Source organism: Thioclava kandeliae (assembly GCF_040297545.1).
Classification (GTDB): domain Bacteria; phylum Pseudomonadota; class Alphaproteobacteria; order Rhodobacterales; family Rhodobacteraceae; genus Thioclava; species Thioclava kandeliae.
Genome location: NZ_JAYWLC010000002.1, coordinates 198,453 through 218,056 on the forward strand (window position 1 = coordinate 198,453; position 19,604 = coordinate 218,056).

19 protein-coding genes are annotated in these 19,604 nt (G+C 62.0%); 8 read left to right on the top strand and 11 right to left on the bottom strand.

Going from position 1 to position 19,604, the window contains the following annotated elements; all coding sequences use genetic code 11:
- Window positions 1-7 precede the first annotated feature (7 nt).
- On the bottom strand, window positions 8-1,558 hold the full coding sequence (locus VSX56_RS03620) for a D-alanyl-D-alanine carboxypeptidase family protein (RefSeq protein WP_339114436.1): 1,551 nt from the start codon (window positions 1,556-1,558) through the stop codon (window positions 8-10).
- A gap of 366 nt (window positions 1,559-1,924) precedes the next feature.
- Window positions 1,925-2,623: an HAD family hydrolase gene (locus tag VSX56_RS03625; protein ID WP_350934913.1), complete on the bottom strand. Its 699-nt coding sequence runs from the start codon at window positions 2,621-2,623 to the stop codon at window positions 1,925-1,927.
- 138 nt (window positions 2,624-2,761) lie between these two features.
- Here VSX56_RS03625 and clpS point away from each other — a divergent pair, with 138 nt between their 5' ends.
- From clpS to VSX56_RS03640, 3 genes are read left to right on the top strand one after another with little or no spacing between them, the layout of a single operon-like run.
- Window positions 2,762-3,112: an ATP-dependent Clp protease adapter ClpS gene (clpS, locus tag VSX56_RS03630; protein ID WP_406871134.1), complete on the top strand. Its 351-nt coding sequence runs from the start codon at window positions 2,762-2,764 to the stop codon at window positions 3,110-3,112.
- Between the two features lie 24 nt (window positions 3,113-3,136).
- Window positions 3,137-4,168: a class I SAM-dependent methyltransferase gene (locus VSX56_RS03635; RefSeq protein WP_350934915.1), complete on the top strand. Its 1,032-nt coding sequence runs from the start codon at window positions 3,137-3,139 to the stop codon at window positions 4,166-4,168.
- A gap of 40 nt (window positions 4,169-4,208) precedes the next feature.
- Window positions 4,209-5,018 (top strand): SDR family NAD(P)-dependent oxidoreductase, encoded by an 810-nt coding sequence (locus VSX56_RS03640; RefSeq protein ID WP_339113534.1) that lies wholly within the window; start codon window positions 4,209-4,211, stop codon window positions 5,016-5,018.
- 10 nt (window positions 5,019-5,028) lie between these two features.
- Here the strand turns inward: VSX56_RS03640 and VSX56_RS03645 are convergent, their stop codons facing one another.
- Entirely contained in the window at window positions 5,029-5,454 is a 426-nt protein-coding gene (locus VSX56_RS03645; RefSeq protein ID WP_339113533.1) for a hypothetical protein, read from the bottom strand.
- 125 nt (window positions 5,455-5,579) lie between these two features.
- On the opposite strand from VSX56_RS03645, the gene hemF reads away from it, so the two are divergent.
- Together hemF and VSX56_RS03655 are read left to right on the top strand one after the other, a co-directional pair.
- Window positions 5,580-6,476: an oxygen-dependent coproporphyrinogen oxidase gene (gene hemF / locus VSX56_RS03650; RefSeq protein WP_350934918.1), complete on the top strand. Its 897-nt coding sequence runs from the start codon at window positions 5,580-5,582 to the stop codon at window positions 6,474-6,476.
- A 117-nt stretch (window positions 6,477-6,593) separates the two neighbouring features.
- Window positions 6,594-8,486, top strand: a complete 1,893-nt coding sequence (locus tag VSX56_RS03655; protein ID WP_350934920.1) for a DEAD/DEAH box helicase — start codon at window positions 6,594-6,596, stop codon at window positions 8,484-8,486.
- A 47-nt stretch (window positions 8,487-8,533) separates the two neighbouring features.
- Here VSX56_RS03655 and hrpB read toward each other — a convergent pair whose 3' ends face one another.
- Both hrpB and VSX56_RS03665 read right to left on the bottom strand, forming a co-directional pair.
- Window positions 8,534-10,972 carry an ATP-dependent helicase HrpB gene (gene hrpB, locus VSX56_RS03660; protein WP_350934923.1) on the bottom strand — a complete coding sequence of 813 codons (2,439 nt, stop codon included), beginning with the start codon at window positions 10,970-10,972 and terminating at the stop codon, window positions 8,534-8,536.
- Between the two features lie 3 nt (window positions 10,973-10,975).
- Complete coding sequence (locus VSX56_RS03665) at window positions 10,976-11,701, bottom strand: DUF3108 domain-containing protein (RefSeq protein WP_339113529.1); 726 nt, start codon at window positions 11,699-11,701, stop codon at window positions 10,976-10,978.
- A 163-nt stretch (window positions 11,702-11,864) separates the two neighbouring features.
- On the opposite strand from VSX56_RS03665, the gene meaB reads away from it, so the two are divergent.
- Entirely contained in the window at window positions 11,865-12,842 is a 978-nt protein-coding gene (gene meaB, locus VSX56_RS03670) for a methylmalonyl Co-A mutase-associated GTPase MeaB (protein ID WP_350934925.1), read from the top strand.
- A gap of 1 nt (window position 12,843) precedes the next feature.
- On the opposite strand, the gene VSX56_RS03675 is transcribed toward meaB, so the two are convergent.
- The 4 genes from VSX56_RS03675 to VSX56_RS03690 form a co-directional block, all read right to left on the bottom strand.
- A complete protein-coding gene (locus VSX56_RS03675) occupies window positions 12,844-13,314 on the bottom strand; it encodes a copper chaperone PCu(A)C (protein ID WP_350934927.1) in 471 nt (156 codons plus the stop codon).
- A gap of 34 nt (window positions 13,315-13,348) precedes the next feature.
- Complete coding sequence (locus VSX56_RS03680; RefSeq protein ID WP_350934929.1) at window positions 13,349-13,717, bottom strand: hypothetical protein; 369 nt, start codon at window positions 13,715-13,717, stop codon at window positions 13,349-13,351.
- 105 nt (window positions 13,718-13,822) lie between these two features.
- Window positions 13,823-14,110 (bottom strand): 50S ribosomal protein L28, encoded by a 288-nt coding sequence (gene rpmB, locus VSX56_RS03685; RefSeq protein ID WP_339108997.1) that lies wholly within the window; start codon window positions 14,108-14,110, stop codon window positions 13,823-13,825.
- A 167-nt stretch (window positions 14,111-14,277) separates the two neighbouring features.
- A complete protein-coding gene (locus VSX56_RS03690) occupies window positions 14,278-14,994 on the bottom strand; it encodes an NAD-dependent deacylase (protein ID WP_350934932.1) in 717 nt (238 codons plus the stop codon).
- A 28-nt stretch (window positions 14,995-15,022) separates the two neighbouring features.
- On the opposite strand from VSX56_RS03690, the gene VSX56_RS03695 reads away from it, so the two are divergent.
- Window positions 15,023-15,472 (top strand): low molecular weight protein-tyrosine-phosphatase, encoded by a 450-nt coding sequence (locus tag VSX56_RS03695; RefSeq protein ID WP_350934934.1) that lies wholly within the window; start codon window positions 15,023-15,025, stop codon window positions 15,470-15,472.
- Between the two features lie 491 nt (window positions 15,473-15,963).
- Here the strand turns inward: VSX56_RS03695 and VSX56_RS03705 are convergent, their stop codons facing one another.
- Window positions 15,964-16,152, bottom strand: coding sequence for a heavy-metal-associated domain-containing protein (locus tag VSX56_RS03705; RefSeq protein WP_339113522.1), 189 nt, complete (start codon window positions 16,150-16,152; stop codon window positions 15,964-15,966).
- A gap of 218 nt (window positions 16,153-16,370) precedes the next feature.
- Here VSX56_RS03705 and lepA point away from each other — a divergent pair, with 218 nt between their 5' ends.
- The gene (gene lepA / locus VSX56_RS03710; RefSeq protein ID WP_339113521.1) at window positions 16,371-18,170 is read left to right on the top strand and encodes a translation elongation factor 4; all 1,800 of its coding nucleotides are present in this window, start codon (window positions 16,371-16,373) and stop codon (window positions 18,168-18,170) included.
- Window positions 18,171-18,238: 68 nt separating this feature from the next.
- Here lepA and VSX56_RS03715 read toward each other — a convergent pair whose 3' ends face one another.
- The gene (locus tag VSX56_RS03715) at window positions 18,239-19,291 is read right to left on the bottom strand and encodes a Hint domain-containing protein (RefSeq protein ID WP_350934938.1); all 1,053 of its coding nucleotides are present in this window, start codon (window positions 19,289-19,291) and stop codon (window positions 18,239-18,241) included.
- Window positions 19,292-19,604: the final 313 nt, after the last annotated feature.

Here is a 19,604-nt window from a genome sequence, read left to right on the forward strand (position 1 = left end):
AGGGGGCTCAGGGCCCCACGACCCCGCATTCCATGCTGCGCGCGGCCAGTCTGGCGCAGGCGAGGCTGGCCTGTTGCTGGCTCATGCCCACAAAGGTCGCCTCGTAGCCAAGCTTGCGCTTGACCACCTTGCGCAGGGCGTCGCCCAGCGTATCGCTTTCCATCAGCGCGATCTTCAGCATGTCCTGCTGGGCGTGGAATTCGGATGTTTTCAGCCCGATGGTCACGCCCCAGTTGCGCCCGCCCGAAGTCGAGGCGCGGGCGACGACGCGCGGCGTCTCGGAGGCTGCGGCCTGCGGCGGGTTCAGGGCCGCCAGAATGACGGTATCGGCTTTCTTGTCCTTCCCCATCAGAGCGAGTGTCTCGGGTTGCGGTTTGCTGGTCTGCTGGAAGATCGGACCGCCCGGATCGGTATCGCCCTGCGCGATCTGGCCGGCGAATTGCTCCTCGTCCTGGTCGGGCGCGCCGTCCTCGGCGCCGGTTTCAGCTGCGGCAACCTGAACCTCCTCTCCCGCCAGATCCTCGACAGGAGCCTCGACCGGTGCGGCTTGCGCCACGGCTCGGTTGGGCGCCAGAACGGGACGGGGGCTGGCATCAAGCGCCTCGGCAGAGGCCATGGTCACGGCCTCGTCCACCGCATCGGCATCGACAGGGCTGGTCTCGGGCGCGGGGTCGGCATTTGCCACGGCCACGGCGGCGGCAATCGCATCCGCGTCATGCGAGGTCGCACCGGGGCGGACAAGCGGGCGCGGGCTGCTCTGCATCGGACCGTTCGCCACGAGAAGACCGCGGGTCGGACGGTTGAGATCGATGATTTCGGGGGCATCGGGGCGGCGCAGCGGGCTGTTCTCATTCACGCGCTTGAAGCCCAGATCAAGGAGCTCCATCATCTTCGCGTTCCGCTGGGCGGTCGAGGTGCCGCCGAAGACGGTCGCGATGATACGGTCATTGCCACGCTGTGCCGAAGCCGTCAGGTTGAACCCGGATGCCACAGTATAGCCCGTCTTGATCCCGTCGGCGCCTTTATAGGCATCGAGGAAACGGCGGTTGGTGGAGTAGACGGTCTTCATGCCCGCATCAGCGGAGCGGCGCGAGAAGATATTGTAATATTGCGGAAAATCATAAAATAGGTGACGGCCCAGAATGGTCATGTCATGGGCGCTGGAGAGGTGTCCCTCGCGGGTCAGACCGTTGGCATTCTTGAAGGTCGAGTTTTTCATGCCGAGGGTCTTGGCAGTGGCGGTCATCCGCGCGGCCCAGTTCTCCTCGTTGCCACCCAGCGCATCGCCGATCGCGGCAGCCGCATCGTTTGCGGATTTCACGGCGGCGGCGCGGATCAGATAGCGCAGTTTGATCTTCTGTCCGGCGCGCAGCCCCAGACGCGAGGGCGGTTGCGAGGCAGCATTCTTCGACACCGTGATTTCGCTGTCGAGGCTCACCTCACCGGCTTCAATGGCCTGAAAGGTGATGTAGAGCGTCATCATTTTCGTAAGCGACGCGGGGTAGAGTCGCGTGTCGGCGTTTTTCTCGTAGAGGACCTCACCAGAGCGCATGTCCATCACATAGGCAGCAAAGGGCGCGGCTTGAACGGCCAGCGGCAAAAGCACCAATGTGAAGAACGCGCATACCCCTGCTCGGATCCAGCGCGAAAGCGTGGTCACGGTTCTTATCCTTATATCTGCCTCGATGCCCCGTTGTTTTTTGACCGGGACTTATGATTGGAAAGATAGCACGGAGGATTGAATGTGAAAATTAGGAAGTTCAAATCACATTAACTGCGTTTTTCCTGCATCACCACATCATGTGGTGGTTGCAATGGGTTGCGATACCTCAAGTTGTGTTGTTAACTGATCCTTAACCTTATATTCCCTTGCGGCAGTCAAGCCTCGTTCACGGGGCAGTGAGTGTTTTTTACTCGAAGGGATTCACTCGAGCGCGAATTTGTGCAGAGCCTCGGCAAGATTTTCCATCGATTCGAGTGTTAACAGGCGCGGATGGGAGGCGGGGGTCTCGGCATGATCGAGCGCCCATGTGACCCCCCGATCGGGAATGTGGATGGCGCGCCCACCGGCCTCGAGCATCGGGAGGATGTCCGATTTCATGGAGTTGCCCACCATGATGCCCTGTCGGGCCCCCATGCCGTGACGGTCAAAAATGCGGGTATAGATCTCGGGCGTTTTCTCCGACACCACCTCGACCGCCTGGAAACACGGTCCAAGCCCGGATTGTGCCAGCTTGCGTTCCTGATCGAGCAGATCGCCTTTTGTGATCAGCACGAGCTTATACGATGCGGCGAGGGTGGTGATCGTGGTTTCCACATGCGGCAGCAGCTCGATCGGATGCGCTAGCATTTCGCGGCCCGCCTCCAACAGCTCGGCGATCACCGTGGCGCTGACCCGTGCCTCCGAAACCTCGATCGCGGTTTCGATCATCGAGAGCGTAAATCCTTTTACCCCAAAGCCATAGCGTCCGATATTTCGGCGCTCAGCGGCCAGAAGGCGGTCCTCCAGATGATCCCGTCCGGCAAAATCGCCCATCAATTCAGCAAATCGCGCCTGGGTAAGCGTGAAGAACCGCTCGTTATGCCATAGCGTGTCATCGGCATCGAAACCCAGCATTGTCATTGGCCCTGTTTCCTTCCTATTGTCGGGTAAGAGATTACATTTCGAATTGCGAGCCGGGGCAGAAAGGGTTTTCTTCTGCTCCCGTCTTCCTATATTCGCCACAAGACCTGAGATATTCGGAACCCGGGAAAAGCGATGATGACAGGCGACTTCAAGCCGTTCAGCATGATGGCCGACGACGAGAATGGCAATGACGGCGATGCCGGTCTGGCCACGAAAACGCGGCCCAAGACCCGTAAGCCTCCGTTATATAAGGTGATGCTGCTCAATGATGACTATACGCCGATGGAATTCGTGGTGCATATCCTCGAACGTTTCTTCGGGCTCAATCATGCGCAGGCCTTCGAGATCATGTTGACCGTGCACAAGAAGGGGCTGGCTGTGGTGGGGGTGTTCTCTTTCGAGATTGCCGAGACCAAGGTTGCGCAGGTGATGGATTTCGCCCGCCGCCACCAGCACCCTCTGCAATGCACGATGGAAAAGGAATGAGCGCGGCCTTCCGCGACGAACCCAATGACACATCCCCGACTTTCGCTGGCGCTCGAACAGGCGCCCCTGCCGGAGACGGGCACGATCCTCGTGCTCGGTGCTCTGGCCGATACCGATCTTTCCGATCTGCCCAGGGACAGGCTGGAGCTGGTGCAGGGGTTTGCCCCTGATCATGCGGGGCTTTCGGCCCGTGGCTATACCGTCAGCCCCGCGCCTCAGAGTAAGGGATATGCGGCGGCAGTCCTCTTTCTGCCGCGCGCCAAGCAGGAGGCCCGCAACGCGCTGGCCCGTCTCTGCGCCCTGGTCGAGGAGGGCGGTATGATCCTCGTGGACGGTGCCAAGAATGACGGGGTGGATTCGGTTCTGAAATCCCTCAAACCACTGGTTTCGCCCTCGAGCGCCATCGCCAAGGCGCATGGCAAGGTGTTCCGCTTTGCCGCGCGGCGCGATGTGCTGGACGAGTGGGTCGTGCAGGCCCAGACCCCGACAGAGGGCTTCGTTACGACACCGGGCGTGTTTTCGGCCGATAAGGTCGATGCAGGCTCGGCACTGCTGGCGCAGGCGCTGCCCGGCCGCCTTCCGGCGCGTATGGCCGATCTGGGGGCGGGCTGGGGCTGGCTCTCGGCGCAGATTCTCGCTCGCGAGGGGGTCGAGACGCTCGATCTGGTCGAGGCAGATTTTGCAGCCCTTGACTGCGCCAAGCAGAATATCACCGATCCGCGTGCAAGCTTCCATTGGGAAGATGTCACGGGCTTCGAGCCCGCCGCCCGCTATTCGGGGATCGTCATGAACCCGCCCTTCCATGTGGGCCATGCGGGCGATCCGAACCTCGGTCAGGCCTTTATCCGTAAAGCAGCCTCTATCCTGTCGCTTTCAGGCAAGCTATGGATGGTCGCCAACCGCCATCTTCCCTATGAGGACACGCTCAGGCAGGTGTTCCACCATGTCGAGGAAATTGGTGGCAATACCCAGTTCAAACTGTTCTTCGCCGAAAAGCCGCTGAGCAAGTCGCAGGCCGCCAAGGCTGCCCCTACACAGACGAAACGCGGCCGCTAACCGGCCGCGTCTTTGCTTCAACCACTCCGCAGGAGACTGCATGTCGCTTTCCATTTCCGGCAAGACTGCCATCGTGACGGGCGCCGCCCACGGGATCGGGCTCGCCATCGCGCGCCATTTCGTGGACCGCGGTGCCAATGTGATGTTCGCCGATATCGACGAGAGCCGTCTGAAGGATGAATTTGCCGACACCGATACCTCGGAAGGTCCGGTGCGGATCTTTGCAGGCGATCTGTGCCAGAAGCTGAATGTCGCCAACCTTCTGTCGGCCACGATCGATGCGTTTGACCGGATCGATATTCTGGTGAACACGAACCGCAGCTTCACGCCCTGCGATCCGCTTGACCCCGACCAGACCGTGCTCGACGACATGCTGAGCCAGAACATGAAATCCTCGCTGCGGATCTCGCAGCTGACCGCCAAGCGCATGATCGCGCAGGCCGAGAAGGACGGGCGGACCGAGGGCGAGATCGGCTCCATCGTCAATATCTCGACGCTGGCCTCGACCCGCTCGCAACCCGAGACGCTGGCCTATTCCATTGCCTGCGCCGCGCAGGAACAGGCCGTGCGCGGACTGGCGGTGGCGCTTGCGCCGCATCGTATCCGCGTGAACGGGGTCAGCTTCGCCTCTGTCATGAGCCGTTCGCTGCAGGACGCGCTGAAGGAAAACTCCGAATGGCGCGAGGAGATCATCGGGGGCACGCCTTTGGGCCGGATCGCGGCGCCGAGCGAGCTGGCCGAAACGGTGCAGTTCCTTGCCTCGTCAGGGGCCAGCTTCACCACCGGCCAGATCATCCGCATCGATGGCGGGCGCGGGCTACTGGATGCGGTGCAGGTTCCCGTCTTCTGACGGGGACCGGTCAACTCTCGGTTTCGGGATAGGTCACCTTGCAGGCGGCGATATTGGCGCGCGCCTGCGGCTCGAGCGATTTGATCTTGGCCACCAGCCCGTCACGTTTACGGGTCTCGGAGGCCGGATCGATCGGCACGCGGCGCTGGAGCGTCTCTGTATAGTCCTGCCAGCAATGATAGGGGCGGCGGATCTTCTTGCCGTCCTTGGTGACATGCTCGTCATAGCCGCAGACCGTGTAGCGCGAGCGTTCGACCTCGTAGCTTTCCCATGCGTAGCCGCGCGCGAGGTTGCTGTTGACCTCTTCGAGCAGCCCGTTGAGCACGCGAATCTCCTTGGTGGAGCGGCCGATGCAGCGTTCCTGCGGCGTGCCGCAGGCGGCCAGAAACGCCAATGCGCCGAGGCCCAGAATGGCGGGAGAGAAGATGCGGATCATTGCTTGGCTCCTTTGGCGATCAGATTAGCTTCTAGCGGGCCGCACGGCTAGAGGGCTCATGCGAAAGAGGCATTTGCCCCCGCCAGCGCGGCCCGCTAAGACTGCGCCCAAGAAAAGGAGTGCCCATGACCGACCAGCCCCTATTCGCGGATGAGAAATCCCGCGCCAGCCAGTGGTTTTCCGATTTGCGCGACCAGATTGTTGCGGCCTTCGAGGGGCTTGAGGACAGTCAGGTCACGGGTCCCCATGCCGAAATTCCCGCAGGCCGGTTCGAGGTCACACCCACGGTGCGCACCGGCCCCGAGGGCGAGGATCATGGCGGCGGCAAAATGAGCGTCATGCGCGGGGGGCGTGTGTTCGAGAAGGTCGGGGTAAATATCTCCACCGTCTGGGGCACTCTAGGCGAGCGCGCGCAAAAGGCGATGGCCGCGCGCGGCGTGCCGGGGATGGATCAGGACCCGCGCTTCTGGGCCTCGGGGATCAGCCTTGTGGCGCATATGCAGAACCCGCAGACCCCCGCGGTCCATATGAACACGCGGATGTTCTGGACGCCGGGCGCATGGTGGTTTGGCGGTGGGGCGGACCTCAACCCTTGTATCGAATATGAAGACGACACCGCCGAGTTCCACGCGGCGCTGCAAGCGGCCTGCGATGCGCATGACGAAAGCTACTATCCGCGTTTCAAGGCATGGGCGGACGAGTATTTCTATATCCCGCACCGCAACCGTGCGCGCGGGGTGGGCGGCATCTTCTATGACGATCTGAACACCGGCAACTGGGAGGAGGACTTCGCCTTTACCCAGGATGTGGGTCGTGCCTTCCTGAAGGCATTCCTTCCAGTCACCGAGAAGCGCCGTAACCAGCCTTGGACCGATGCCGACCGCGAGACGCAATTTGTCCATCGCGGGCTTTATGCCGAATATAATCTGGTCTACGATAGGGGCACGAAGTTCGGTCTGGAAACCGGCCACAACCCCGATGCGGTGTTGATGAGCCTTCCGCCGATCGCGAAATGGGTGTGAGCGCATAACCAAGGGCGCAGATTACCCCTATACAGAAGGCCGCAAAGGGCGTATGAGCCGCCCCTTGCGCCGCAGTTGAGTGCGCCCGTTCCATTCCAGACCCGAAAGTCCCCCGCCATGAGCATTGATATCGCCATTCACCCCGCGCTGCAGTCCGCGCTGGAAAAGAAGGGCTACGAAACCCTCACCTCCGTGCAGCATGCGGTGGGTGACCCTGCTCTGGCGGATAAGGACCTTCTTGTGTCGGCGCAGACCGGCTCGGGCAAGACCGTGGCCTTCGGGCTTGCGATGTCGGCCCAGCTTCTGGCCGAGGGTCTGCCCACCCGCGCCGATGTGCCGCGCGCCATCGTCATCGCGCCGACGCGCGAGTTGGCGTTGCAGGTGAAGCGCGAGCTGGAATGGCTCTATGCCGAAGCCGGTATGATCATCGCGGGTGCTGTTGGGGGCATGGATCCGCGCAATGAGCGCCGTCAGCTGGAACGCGGGGCGCATATTGTCGTGGGGACGCCGGGCCGGATCTGCGATCATATCCGCCGTAACGCGCTGGATCTGTCGGAACTGCAGGTCGCGGTTCTGGACGAGGCCGACGAGATGCTGGATCTGGGCTTCCGCGAGGATCTGGAATTCATCCTCAACGAGGCGCCCGAAGAACGCCGCACGCTGATGTTCTCGGCGACCGTCTCGCCCGAGATCGAACGTCTGGCCGGCACCTTCCAGAAAGATGCGCAGCGCATCTCGACCATCGACCGCAAGGCCCAGCACAGCGATATCGAATATCGCGCGCTGGTGGTGGACCGCTCGGACCGCGAGAATGCCATCGTCAACCTGCTGCGCTTCTACGAGGCGCATAACGCCATCGTCTTCTGCGGCACCCGCGCGATGGTGACCCATCTGACCACGAAGCTGCTGAACCGTGGCTTTGCCGTTGTGGCGCTCTCGGGCGAACTGAGCCAGGAAGAGCGTTCGCGCGCGCTGCAGATGATGCGCGATGGCCGTGCCCGCGTCTGTATCGCCACGGACGTGGCCGCACGCGGTATCGACCTTCCGGGCCTCGAGCTGGTGATCCATGCCGACCTGCCGCAGAACAAGGAAGCGCTGCTGCACCGTTCGGGCCGGACCGGTCGTGCGGGGTCGAAAGGCGTGTCTGCGCTGGTCGTGCCGATCAATATCAAGGCCAAGGCAGAGCGCCTCCTGAAATTCGCCAACCTCACCGCCGATTGGGCGCCCGCGCCTTCGGCCGAGGAAGTGCAGGAGCGTGACAGCGCCCGCATGATGGAAATGCCCAGCCTTACCGACCTGATCGAAGCGGACGAGAATGACGCCGTTCAGGCGCTGGCCGCGCGTTTCGACAAGGTTCAGCTGGCCGCCGCCGTTGTGCGCGCCTTCCGTGCCGGTCGTTCGGCGCCCGAGGATATCACGCCGATCAGCGTGGACGGGCCGAAGCCGCGTGCAAAGGTCGAGTTTGAGCGCTCGACATGGATGCGTCTGTCGATGGGCCGTGACAGCGGCACCGATCCGAAATGGCTGCTGCCGATGCTCTGCCGCGCGGGTGATCTGACCCGCCGTGACATCGGTGCGATCCGCATCATGAACGACCATACGTTCGTGCAGATCCATGCCGATGCCGCCGACCGTTTCCTGCAATCGGTGGGCCCCGAGCGCTCGCTCGAGGATAAGTGCGGTGTGGATGTGCTGGACAAAGCGCCTGAGGGGCTCGACCGTCCGAACCCGCGTCCCGCCAAATGGGACAAGAAACCCGGTGGCGCGCGCCGTCATTCCGAGGGTCGCGATTTTGGCGACCGTGGAGACCGCGAGTTCAAGAAGCCGCATCGCAAAGGGGATTCGGACGATGGTGCGCCGCGCAAATCTTTCAAGAGCCGCGACGAGTTCGGCGAGGGAAAACCTGCGAAATTCGGTAAACCCGCCGCAGGCAAGTCTTTCAAGGACAAGCCGAATCCCAAGGATAAGGGCAAACCGAAAGCCAAATATGGCAAGCCCGGCAAGAAGTAACAAAAAAAGGCGGCCTCGCGGGGCCGCCTTTTCCATTGGGGGGATGTCTACTGGGAACGGGGTTTGGCGCGCAATGTTGGGTCGGCCTCGCGCGGGTTTTCGGGCCACGGATGTTTGGGGTAGCGCCCGCGCATATCCTTGCGCACATCGGCATAGGAGCCGTCCCAGAAGCCCGGAATATCCATCGTTACCTGAATGGCCTTATGGCCGGGCGAGAGGAGCGTCACGCGTAACGGCAGGCGTTTGGGACCGATGCTGGGATGGGCCGTCACACCGAACATCTCCTGCAAGCGGATCTCGATAGCGGGGTGCTCTCCGCTATAATCGATGGGCACGCGCCGCCCCAAAGGCGTTTCGAAATGCGCAGGGGCCAAGCGGTCCACCAGCTGTATCTGCTCCCAGTCGAGGCTTGCGCGCAGCGCGTCGGTGATATCCATCCGGCGGAGGTCGGCTTCGGTGCGCTTGCCACCCAGATAGGGCAGAAGCCAGTCCCCGGCGCGCGCCATCAGCGCATCGTCATCGAAGGCGGGCAGATCCGCGCCTTCCTCGTGCAGAAGCTGCACACGGGCGCGGAAGCGTCGCGCGGCATCGGAAAATGGCAGCCCGATCTGGCGGATGCCGTCCAGCGCCCCGCGGGCCAGCGCTTCGCGCGGGGCGTCCTTCCAGATCCGGTCATCGAGCACCAGCGCGCCGAAACGCTCCTGCTTGCGCGCCACCACGCGGCCCTCGCGGCGCGACCACTCGCAGACATCCACCCAATCGATCTGCGCGCTGAACAGCCCGCGGATCTGGGCTTCGGAGATCTGGGTGCCCTGGCGCAGCATGGCCTCGCGCGGGTCACCATTGGTATCAGTAGCCACGATCAGGCGGGCGGTGGCCAGCGGGTCCGTATCGGCGATCTGTACGCCCTTGCCACCCGAGAGCACATAGCGGGGCTGGTCGCCCGCGCGGCGCAGGCCCACACGGTCGGGATAGGCAAGTGCGGCCATTTCGGCGGGCTCGAGCGGGGTAGTATGATCGACCATCTTCGCCAGTCGGCGGGTTTCCTGCCGGATGCGGTCCACCGTGCCACGATGGGGCTGCCACGGATGATCGGCGGCAAAGTCACGCGGTTTCTGGACCGCTTTCAGGCGTAGCGTCAGCTCGGCGGGGGCCCCGCGCAGAGGGTCGCGCTCGGCCAGCAGGGCGGCCAGATCGGCGGCGCTTTTTCCGGCCTTCAGCAGCATATGCCCGAGGCGGGGATGGAGTGGCAGGCGGGCGAGCGCCTGACCATGCGGCGTCAGGCTGGTGCCATCGAGCGCGCCCAGATTTTCCAGCAGGGCGCGCGCCTCGGCCAATGCGGGCGCGGGGGGCGGCGTGAGAAAAGCCAGATCCGATCCGTCGCTGCCCCATTGCGCCAGCTCCAGTGCGAGACCCGACAGATCGGCCACCTCGATTTCGGCAGGCGGGAAGGCGGGCAGCGCGCCCTCGGCGCCTTTGGTCCAGAGCCGGTAACAGATGCCCTCGGCCACACGGCCCGCGCGTCCGCGACGCTGCTCGGCTTCGGCGCGACTGACAGGCTCGGTCACCAGACGCGCCATGCCCGATCCCGCGTCAAAGCGCATCCGGCGCGCGCGACCGCCATCGATCACCACACGCACATCCTGGATGGTCAGCGAGGTCTCGGCAATCGAGGTTGCCAGAACCAGTTTGCGGCCCGTTCTGGCAGGCTCGATGGCCGCGCGTTGGGCGGCAAATTCCATCGCGCCAAAGAGCGGACGGATGGTCATATCGGCGGGCAGGCGGCCGGCCAGCAGCGCCTCGACGCGGCGGATCTCGCCCTCGCCCGGAAGGAAGGCGAGAATGCTGCCCGTGGTCTCGGTGGCGGCCTGCTCGATCAGGCCCGCAAGTGCGGGTTCAAACCGCATCGTGCGGTCCACGGGACGGTCGAGCCAGCGGGTCTCCACCGGAAACGCGCGGCCTTCCGACACCACCACCGGCGCATCATCGAGCATCGCCGCTACCGGCCCCGCGTCAAGCGTGGCGGACATCACCACAATGGCGAGATCGTCGCGCAGCGCGCCACGCACCTCCCAGACCAAGGCCAGCCCCAGATCGGCATTGAGCGAGCGCTCGTGGAATTCGTCGAAGATCACGCAGCCCACGCCCGAGAGCTCGGGGTCGGACTGGATCATGCGGGTCAGGATGCCCTCGGTGACCACTTCGATACGGGTTGCTTTCGAGACTTTCGCCTCGCCACGGATGCGGTAGCCCACGGTCTGGCCCACCGGCTCGCCCAATGTGTCGGCCATGCGCTCGGCGGCGGCACGGGCGGCCAGACGGCGCGGCTCCAGCATCAGGATACGACCGCGGATCTGGTCCATCAGGGCCAGAGGCACGCGGGTGGTCTTGCCCGCGCCGGGCGGCGCCATCAGGACGGCGCGGCCATCGCGGGCGATCGCGGCGCATAACTCGGGCAGGACGGTATCGATAGGAAGGGTCGTCAAAACTCAGCGCCGTATCAGGCGGCCTTCGCCATAGATCGTATCGGTGGCAATCTGGCTGACCTCCAGACGGCCCTTGGCGGTGGGACTATAGGTCAGGGTGAAAGGGAAGACCGATTTCTTGGACATATCCGATTTGGAGAAGCCCGACAGGCGGCGGTATTCGCCGGTGCAGATCACGTTATTCCCCTGTTTCTGCGGCGCGTTCAGTTTGACCTGCGAGCGGCGGGAGCCGTCGAAGATCTGCTCGGAGCGGTTGCAGGCCTCGTCTGCGGGAACCGAGCGCAGGACCGAATAGAGTGCGGTTAGCGGATCGACCGTGCCATGCTGCTGCGTCGGGTCCAGATCGGTGCTGCGCGGCTTGCGTGGCGGTTCCTGACTGACCGAGATCGGCGTGCCGCGGTTATAGACCATCGTCGAGACACGGTCCCGGTCCGGCGTATCGGCTTGCTCGACATAGCGGGTAGGGGTGAAACGCTGGCCGGTGATGTAGCCGTTCGCGGTCGCATCAAAACGCACCTTGCGGATGAAGCCCAAGAGCCCTGTGGTCTGCAGCGTCCCGTTGGCGCCATAGCCATTGCCCTCGATTTTGCCATTAATCAGCAATTCGCCCGCCTTGATACCCTTCAGCTCGACATCAAAGGTGATCTGGTCGCTCTGATCCGCACGCGCGGCATATCCGGTGGCGATCTGCCCCAATGCCAGCGCACCGGCCAGAACGATCTTGTGCATAACCCCTGCTCTCATGACGGTCCTTTCGTCGTGACGAAACCTGAAGCTCTTCAGGCTATGGGCTGGACATATACCTTTTGGCCGAGGCAAGAAATAGGAAGCGTTTCACAGATACTCACTCTTTTACGCTAGGTTGCAAGGATTGGCCGATAGGGGGAGAACCATGCGCAATACTGCCGATGATCTGGCGCGCGGCATTCTGGCCGGAGAAAGACGGGCTCTGGCGCGGGGTATCACGCTGATTGAATCGCAGCGTCCCGATCACCGTGCCGAAGCCTTGCGCTTACTGGATCTGCTGGCGGGCGGGGGGCATGCCCTGCGGGTCGGATTGTCGGGCACGCCGGGTGTGGGAAAATCGACCTTTATCGAGAGCTTCGGGCTGATGCTGACGGGGCAGGGCAAGAAAGTTGCCGTGCTGGCCGTCGATCCGTCCTCGGCGCGCTCGGGCGGCTCGATCCTTGGCGACAAAACGCGGATGGATTTGCTGTCGCGTGACCCCAAGGCGTTTATCCGGCCCTCGCCGTCGCAGGCGCATCTGGGCGGGGTCGCGCGGCGCACCCGCGAGGCGATCCTGCTTTGCGAGGCAGCGGGGTTCGATCTGATCCTGATCGAAACGGTGGGCGTCGGCCAGTCCGAGACACTGGTGGCCGATATGGTCGATCTGTTCGTTCTTCTGATGGCGCCTGCGGGAGGGGACGAGCTGCAGGGGGTGAAGCGGGGCATCATGGAAATGGCCGATATCCTTCTGGTCAACAAGGCTGATGGCGACCTGAAGATGACGGCGCTGCGTACGGTGGCCGATTATGCAGGTGCGCTCAGGCTGTTGCGCAAACGTCCGCAGGACCCGGAGGGGTTCCCCAAGGCGATGGCGGTGTCGGCGTTGGAGGAGGTGGGGCTCGAGACCGCATGGGACGAGATCCGCGCCTTGGCCGGTTGGCGCGAGGCCGAGGGGCATTTTGCCGCCCGCCGTGCCGAGCAGGCGCGTCACTGGTTCGAGGCAGAGGTGCGCGAGGGGCTTCTGGCGCGATTGCGCAATGATCCGGTGATCCGCGAGCGGATGGCCGCTCTGGGGGACGAAGTGGCGGCAGGGGGCACTGCGCCGGCGGTGGCCGCCGCCGCAATGCTCGAGATCCTGCGCTAGGTCAGTTGTGGCTCATGCTGCCGTGGCTCTGACCGGTCGGGCCTTCGCCCATCGTCACCTGCAGATCGACGGTCACGGGGGCGGCGTGTTCGAAATCGAGCGTAAGCTGGATATGCTCGCCCTCTTCCAGCGGTTCGGTCAAGCCCATGAACATCACATGATCGCTCCCACGCGCCAGTGCATGCGCGCCATGAGCAGGGATCGCAAAGCCCTCGGGGACGTGCAGCATTTCCATCATGCCGTTGGCATCGGCCTGATGGGTATGCAACTCGGTGCGCTCTGCGATGGTGGAGCTGACACCGACAAGACGGTCGGCCTCACCGGAAGTGTTCTCGATCGTCATGAAGGCCGCGCCGGATTTGGCGACGGGAGAAGAGATGCGCATATAGGCATCATGAACGGTGATGCCATCGGCAAAGGCGGGCAGGCCGAGAATGAGGGTCGTGGTGGCCAGAAGGGTCGAGCGGATCATTATATGTCTCCTGTAAAGATCGCATTTCAAAGGGTTATGCAGCAGTCTCAGGAGGATCGCGGGCCTTCGGGAGAATGATGGCATGGCCGCCCTCGACAGGGAGGGGGGACGTGGCATCGAGCCGGTGCATGCCGTCCGGGCGGTGCAGCACAGGCGGGTTGACGCCGAGCGAGGCCAGCAGACCCAGCGCCATATCGGGACAGATCTTCACATGACGAATCGGTGTGCCACCGGCATCGACCGTCACCGTGACCAGCCCCTGACCGCTACAGAGCACGATCTGTCCGGCCGCGCGGGTCTGACCGCGCGCGGAGGCGAATTCGAGACTGGTGAGCGCGAAGACTGTCACCAGAAGTATCGTCACAAAGGGCAAAAGCCGGAGCGTCTTCATATCCGGCGTCATAGCCTGCCGCGCGGGCCGGACCAAATGATTTCGATCAGGAAGCGCCGTAAAGAAAAAACCCCGCGCCGGAGGCACGGGGTTCGAAATCTGTCAGGATCGCGGGGATCAGGCTGCTGCCTGTGCCTTCACGATGGCCTTTTTGATTTTCAGAGCGTTGACCGAGAGGTCCGCGTCTTTTGCCTTGGCAAGGAATGCGTCCAGACCACCGCGGTGATCGACCGAACGCAGGCCATGCGCCGAAACGCGCAGTTTGAAGCTCTGGCCGAGGGTCTCGGAGATCAGGCTTACATCATTGAGGTTCGGCAGGAAGCGGCGACGCGACTTGTTGTTCGCGTGGCTTACAGTGTTGCCCGTCATCGGGCCTTTGCCGGTTAGTTCGCAAACGCGCGACATGGCATCATCCTTTGTTTCCACATGGGCGAAGATCGCCCGTTTTCGCAACATATGAAGGCGCCGCAAGCGCAGCGCCCAGAATTCTGTCCGCGGGAGATACGAGTAAACGCAGCGCAGGTCAAGCGATTCATCTGGCAATAGCGCAGCGATATGCAGGTTTTTACACGCTATGCTTGGGTCAGCTGCTCTTTTACCCACTCCGGCACAAGCGTCGCGGCTGGTCCGTGGCGGCATTCGTCGAATCTGGAGGTGCCGGTGGAGGGGTCGAGATTGAGTTCCAGTGTGGCCACGCCCGCACGCGCGGCGTCCTGCACGAAGCCCGCCGCCGGATAGACATTGCCCGACGTGCCGATCGACACGAACAGATCGGCGGCGCGCAGCGCGGTCCAGATCTCGTCCATCCGGTAGGGGATCTCGCCGAACCAGACGATATCGGGGCGCGTTGCCATCTGGCCGCATTCGGGGCAGGGATCGGAAGCGCGCATGATCTCAGGGGCTGGCCAGCGTGACTTGCAGGCATGACAGATCGCGCCATAGAGGCTGCCATGCATATGGATTACGTTCCGCGCGCCGCCACGTTCGTGCAGGTCATCGACATTCTGGGTGACGATCAGCACTTCGAAGCGCGGATCGGCCTCCAGTTGGGCCAGTGCGATATGGGCAGGGTTGGGCTGCGCTCCCGTCGAGACGGCGCGGCGCTTGTTGTAGAAATCAAGCACCAGATCGGGATCGGCCTCGAAGCCCTCGGGGGTCGCGACATCCTCTATGCGGTGCTCCTCCCACAGCCCGTCCTCGGCGCGAAAGGTGCGGATGCCGCTTTCGGCAGAGATACCGGCCCCTGTCAGAATAACGATCTTGCGGGGCGCGCGCGCGGGCTTGGCCATGGCTCTCTCCTGCTTTAAGCTCTTCTCCATGCGTATCCTTTTTCTCTGCCTAGGCAATATCTGCCGTTCGCCCGCCGCCGAAGGTGTGTTCCGTGATCTGGCCCGCAAGGCGGGGCTGGAGGTGGTGACCGATTCGGCAGGGACGGGGAGCTGGCATGCCGGCAAGCCGCCCTATGGTCCGATGCAGAAAGCGGCAAGGGCGCGCGGCTATGATCTGTCGGATCTGCGGGCGCGGCAACTGACGCGGGATGATTTCGGGCGATTCGATCTGATTCTGGCGATGGACCGGCAAAATCTGGCGGATGCGCAAAGGCTGGCACCGGTTTCTGGCGGAGCAGAGATCCGGCTGTTCCTGCCGGATGATCTGGCGGGGGGCGAGGTGCCCGATCCTTATTATACGCGGGACTTCGACGGTGTTCTGGATCTGATCGAAAGAGGGGTGCGCCGCACTCTTGCCGAGCTGAGCGCCCCGGACTGAGGGCGCCCGCGTTATGAAAAAGGGCCGGAAACCCCGGCCCGATCATCGGGATCAGTTGCTGCAGTAACCTTCTGCGGCGGATACGAAATTCTTGTAGCGCGCCCAGAAATCCTCATCCGAGGGACGATCCGAGCTGCGCACGATCTGTGCCTGATCGGGATCGGTGAAGAACTTGGCGGCGCGGCGTTGGTCGCGATTGCTGAGCGTGATATCTGCGACCTGCTGGATACAACGGCACAGGCCCGTATCGGTGGTGCGCCCCCCCTTGCTGACAGGCGTTTTCCAGCGCGCCAGCCTGCGCGGTGGTGCCTAGGCTCAGGCTTAGGGTGACCGCTGCCGCTGCGGTCAGAATGATCGTCTTCATGCTCTGCCTCGATATGGTTTGCTCGGTTCTTATGGACGCTGCACGCGTATCTTTATTTTAGCAAGATGGTTAACAAACTATGAAGCTCGCCTCAAAGCAGAGTTGCCCCTCTCGCTGGATCGTGAAGTTACTCGATCACTTCCGCCGGATAGCCTGCGCCTTTGAGGGCGGCCAGAACGGTCTCAGGGGGCAGGCCGGTGACCTCGACCTCCTTGTCTTCCAGAAAGACCTCTGCCTTGCCGCCAACCTCTTCGATGGCGTTCTCGACCGAGGCCTTGCAATGCTTGCAGGTCATATTGGGGACGGACAGGATCATGGGAACCTCCTTGGGGATGCTTCCTCTAACTTGCGCGGGCAGAGACAAAGGTCAATGTGCGGCTATGAACGCCAGCGGCATATTTTTGCGCTCGGCGCGCTTCGGGCAGGCTTGCCAAGCCACGATCTTCACGCCATAGCAGGCTTTCTGCGGTAGCTTAGGGCCTGCCGTGTGAATTTCTCTTCCCGCAACGTCGAAACCTATATATATCGCGCGCCATGACCGATCTCGACCGCATTCGCAATTTCTCCATCGTGGCGCATATCGACCACGGTAAATCGACACTCGCCGACCGGCTGATTCAGCTCACCGGGACGGTGGCCGAACGTGACATGAAGGCGCAACTTCTTGATGCGATGGATATCGAGCGCGAGCGCGGTATTACGATCAAGGCGAACTCTGTCCGGATCGAGTATCCCGCAAAGGATGGTAAGACCTACATCCTGAACCTGATCGACACCCCCGGCCACGTCGACTTCGCTTACGAGGTCTCGCGCTCCATGCAGGCTGTGGAAGGATCGCTTCTGGTGGTCGATGCCAGCCAAGGCGTCGAGGCGCAGACACTGGCCAATGTCTATCAGGCCATCGATGCCGACCACGAGATCGTGCCTGTTCTCAACAAGATCGACCTCCCTGCCGCCGAACCCGAGCGGGTGAAGGAAAATATCGAGGATGTCATCGGCATCGATGCGTCCGATGCTGTGGAAATCTCGGCCAAGACGGGCCTTGGCATTCCCGATGTGCTGGAAGCCATTGTCCACCGTCTGCCCGCCCCCAAGGGCGATCGCGATGCGCCGCTGAAAGCCATGCTGGTCGATAGCTGGTATGACAGCTATCTGGGCGTTGTCGTTCTGATCCGCGTCATGGATGGCGTCGTCAAAAAGGGCGACCAGATCAAGATGATGAAGACGGGCGCCACCTACAAGCTGGACCGTCTTTCCGTGCTCAAGCCGCAGATGGTCGATATTGCCGAGCTGGGGCCGGGTGAGATCGGGGTGTTCACCGCCTCGATCAAACAGGTGCGTGACACGAAAGTGGGCGACACCATCACCCATGACAAAAAGCCCTGTGCACAGGCGCTTCCGGGCTTCAAGCCGTCCATTCCGGTGGTCTTCTGTGGCCTCTTCCCCGTTGATGCCGCCGATTTCGAGGCGCTGCGCGATGCGATCGAGAAGCTGCAGCTGAATGATGCGTCCTTCTCGGCCGAGATGGAAACCTCGGCTGCCCTCGGTTTCGGCTTCCGTTGCGGCTTCTTGGGGCTTCTGCATCTCGAGGTGATCCGCGACCGTCTGGAGCGCGAATACGATCTCGATCTGATCACCACCGCACCGAGCGTTGTGTTCAAGCTGCATATGAAGGACGGCGAGGTCATCGACCTGCATAACCCCGCCGATATGCCGGATCTGACCTATGTCGACCATATCGAGGAGCCGCGGATCAAGGCCACGATCATGGTGCCCGACGAGTATCTGGGCGATGTGCTCAAGCTCTGTCAGGATCGTCGTGGCATCCAGATGGATCTGACCTATGCCGGTCAGCGGGCGATGGCGGTCTATGACCTGCCGCTCTCTGAGGTCGTCTTCGACTTCTATGACCGCCTGAAATCGGTAACCAAAGGCTATGCGTCCTTCGATTATTCGCTGATCGGCTACCGCGAGGACTTCCTTGTGAAAATGTCGATCCTGGTGAATGACGAGCCGGTGGATGCGCTCTCGATCATGGTGCATCGTGACCGCGCCGAGGCGCGTGGCCGTGCCATGTGCGAGAAGCTGAAGGACCTAATTCCGCGTCACATGTTCAAGATCCCGATTCAGGCGGCCATCGGTGCCCGCGTGATCGCGCGCGAGACGCTTTCGGCGATGCGCAAGGACGTGACCGCCAAATGTTATGGCGGGGACGCGACGCGGAAGAAGAAACTGCTCGAGAAGCAGAAGGCCGGTAAGAAGAAGATGCGGCAGTTCGGTAAGGTCGAAATCCCTCAATCCGCCTTCATCGCCGCGCTCAAGATGGATGACTGAACCACAGAAGATATGCGAAAAGGCCCCCGGAGGGGCCTTTTCTTTTGCCGTGAGTGGCATCCTGTGTATCAGGCGAGCTCCTGCGCCAGTACGCGCCCCTGATAGGCTTTGAGGCTCTGGCGTGCCAAGGCCGGCACCTCGCCAAGCGGTAGCTCGGGAAAGAGCGATGGGACTTCGTCGCGTTGTAGCGTGTCCAGCGTATCGAGACCTGTTTCGCCCACGAAGAAACTTTCCGAGGGGCAATCTTCCGCAAAAACGATCTGATGGCATCCGAACAGGATATGGAAATACTCGACCGAGCCGCCCTGCCTTATCCGGATCGAGCAATCATTCTGCAGATGGGTCGCGGCCACGAGAATCTCGGGTTCGCCAAAGAGCAGTTCTGCCTGCCAGCCGCTGATCAGCATCCGGTGCTGTTGTGACACTTCCAGAATGCGGCTGTTTCCCAGAGCGCCCTCTTCGATGCGGATGGGGGCGAATGTGCCTCTCGCATTGACCTTTCGGTGTCCGATCCAAGCGATAGGCTGCAGCCCGTCATCTGCGGTCTGGACGAGGTCACCGACACGCAGCGTCTCGACGGGACGTTTGCCAGCTATAGTATCGATCAGAGTGCCACGCGTGAAGCAGACCGGAAGATCGAAAGAGCCACCTGCATCGAAATCGACAGTGAGCAGGGCGTTTTTCTCGACATATTCCGTCAGGCTGGTGACGCGGAGCACCCTCAGGACCGTGGCGAGACGAGGGATACCGGCTTCAAGCTGTGACACCAGACCATCAAGAAGAGAGGCTTGGTCGCCGTTCGGATAGTAGATATAGGTCGTGCCGTCGACGTCCCAAGCTTCGAATTCGACGGAGGTGCCGACATCGAGATCCAGCCCGAAAACAGAGAGATTCAGGCTGACACCCGATGTGATCGTGCCCGATCCGATATAGGTAGCCTCTGCACCGTTCCATGTGCCGGTTTCGCCAACATCCCAGTCGCGCCCGTTGTCGGTATCCTCAACGGTCAATGTTCCGCCGGACGTGTCGGAGAAATCGCTCAGGATGAGGTTGTTCTGGATGCCGAGCAGGCTGCCATTATAGGTCTGGACGTTATCGAGCTCTTTTGTACGCGTTGTCATGAGGGGGTTCCAATCGCGAAACACTCATCAACCAAGCACCGGATACAGGTTTATGTGCCCCGCAAAGCAACATGCCTGCGGGATGGGTGGGGGCGGTGAAATGAAAGAGGCTCTACCCCGGGGCGGGGCGTCGCTAATTGGAAGGTTGCCCAGAGGGCGAGAAAGGCATTAACAGTTTTAATTTCGACAACAAACGTTGATCTTTCAATTTTTAAGTGTGCCGATCCCCATTTTACGTTTCGTCACAACGCAGAAAATGCGCAATAACCTGCTCACTTCTATTGGTTAACCTAACGAAAGTTATAATTTATTT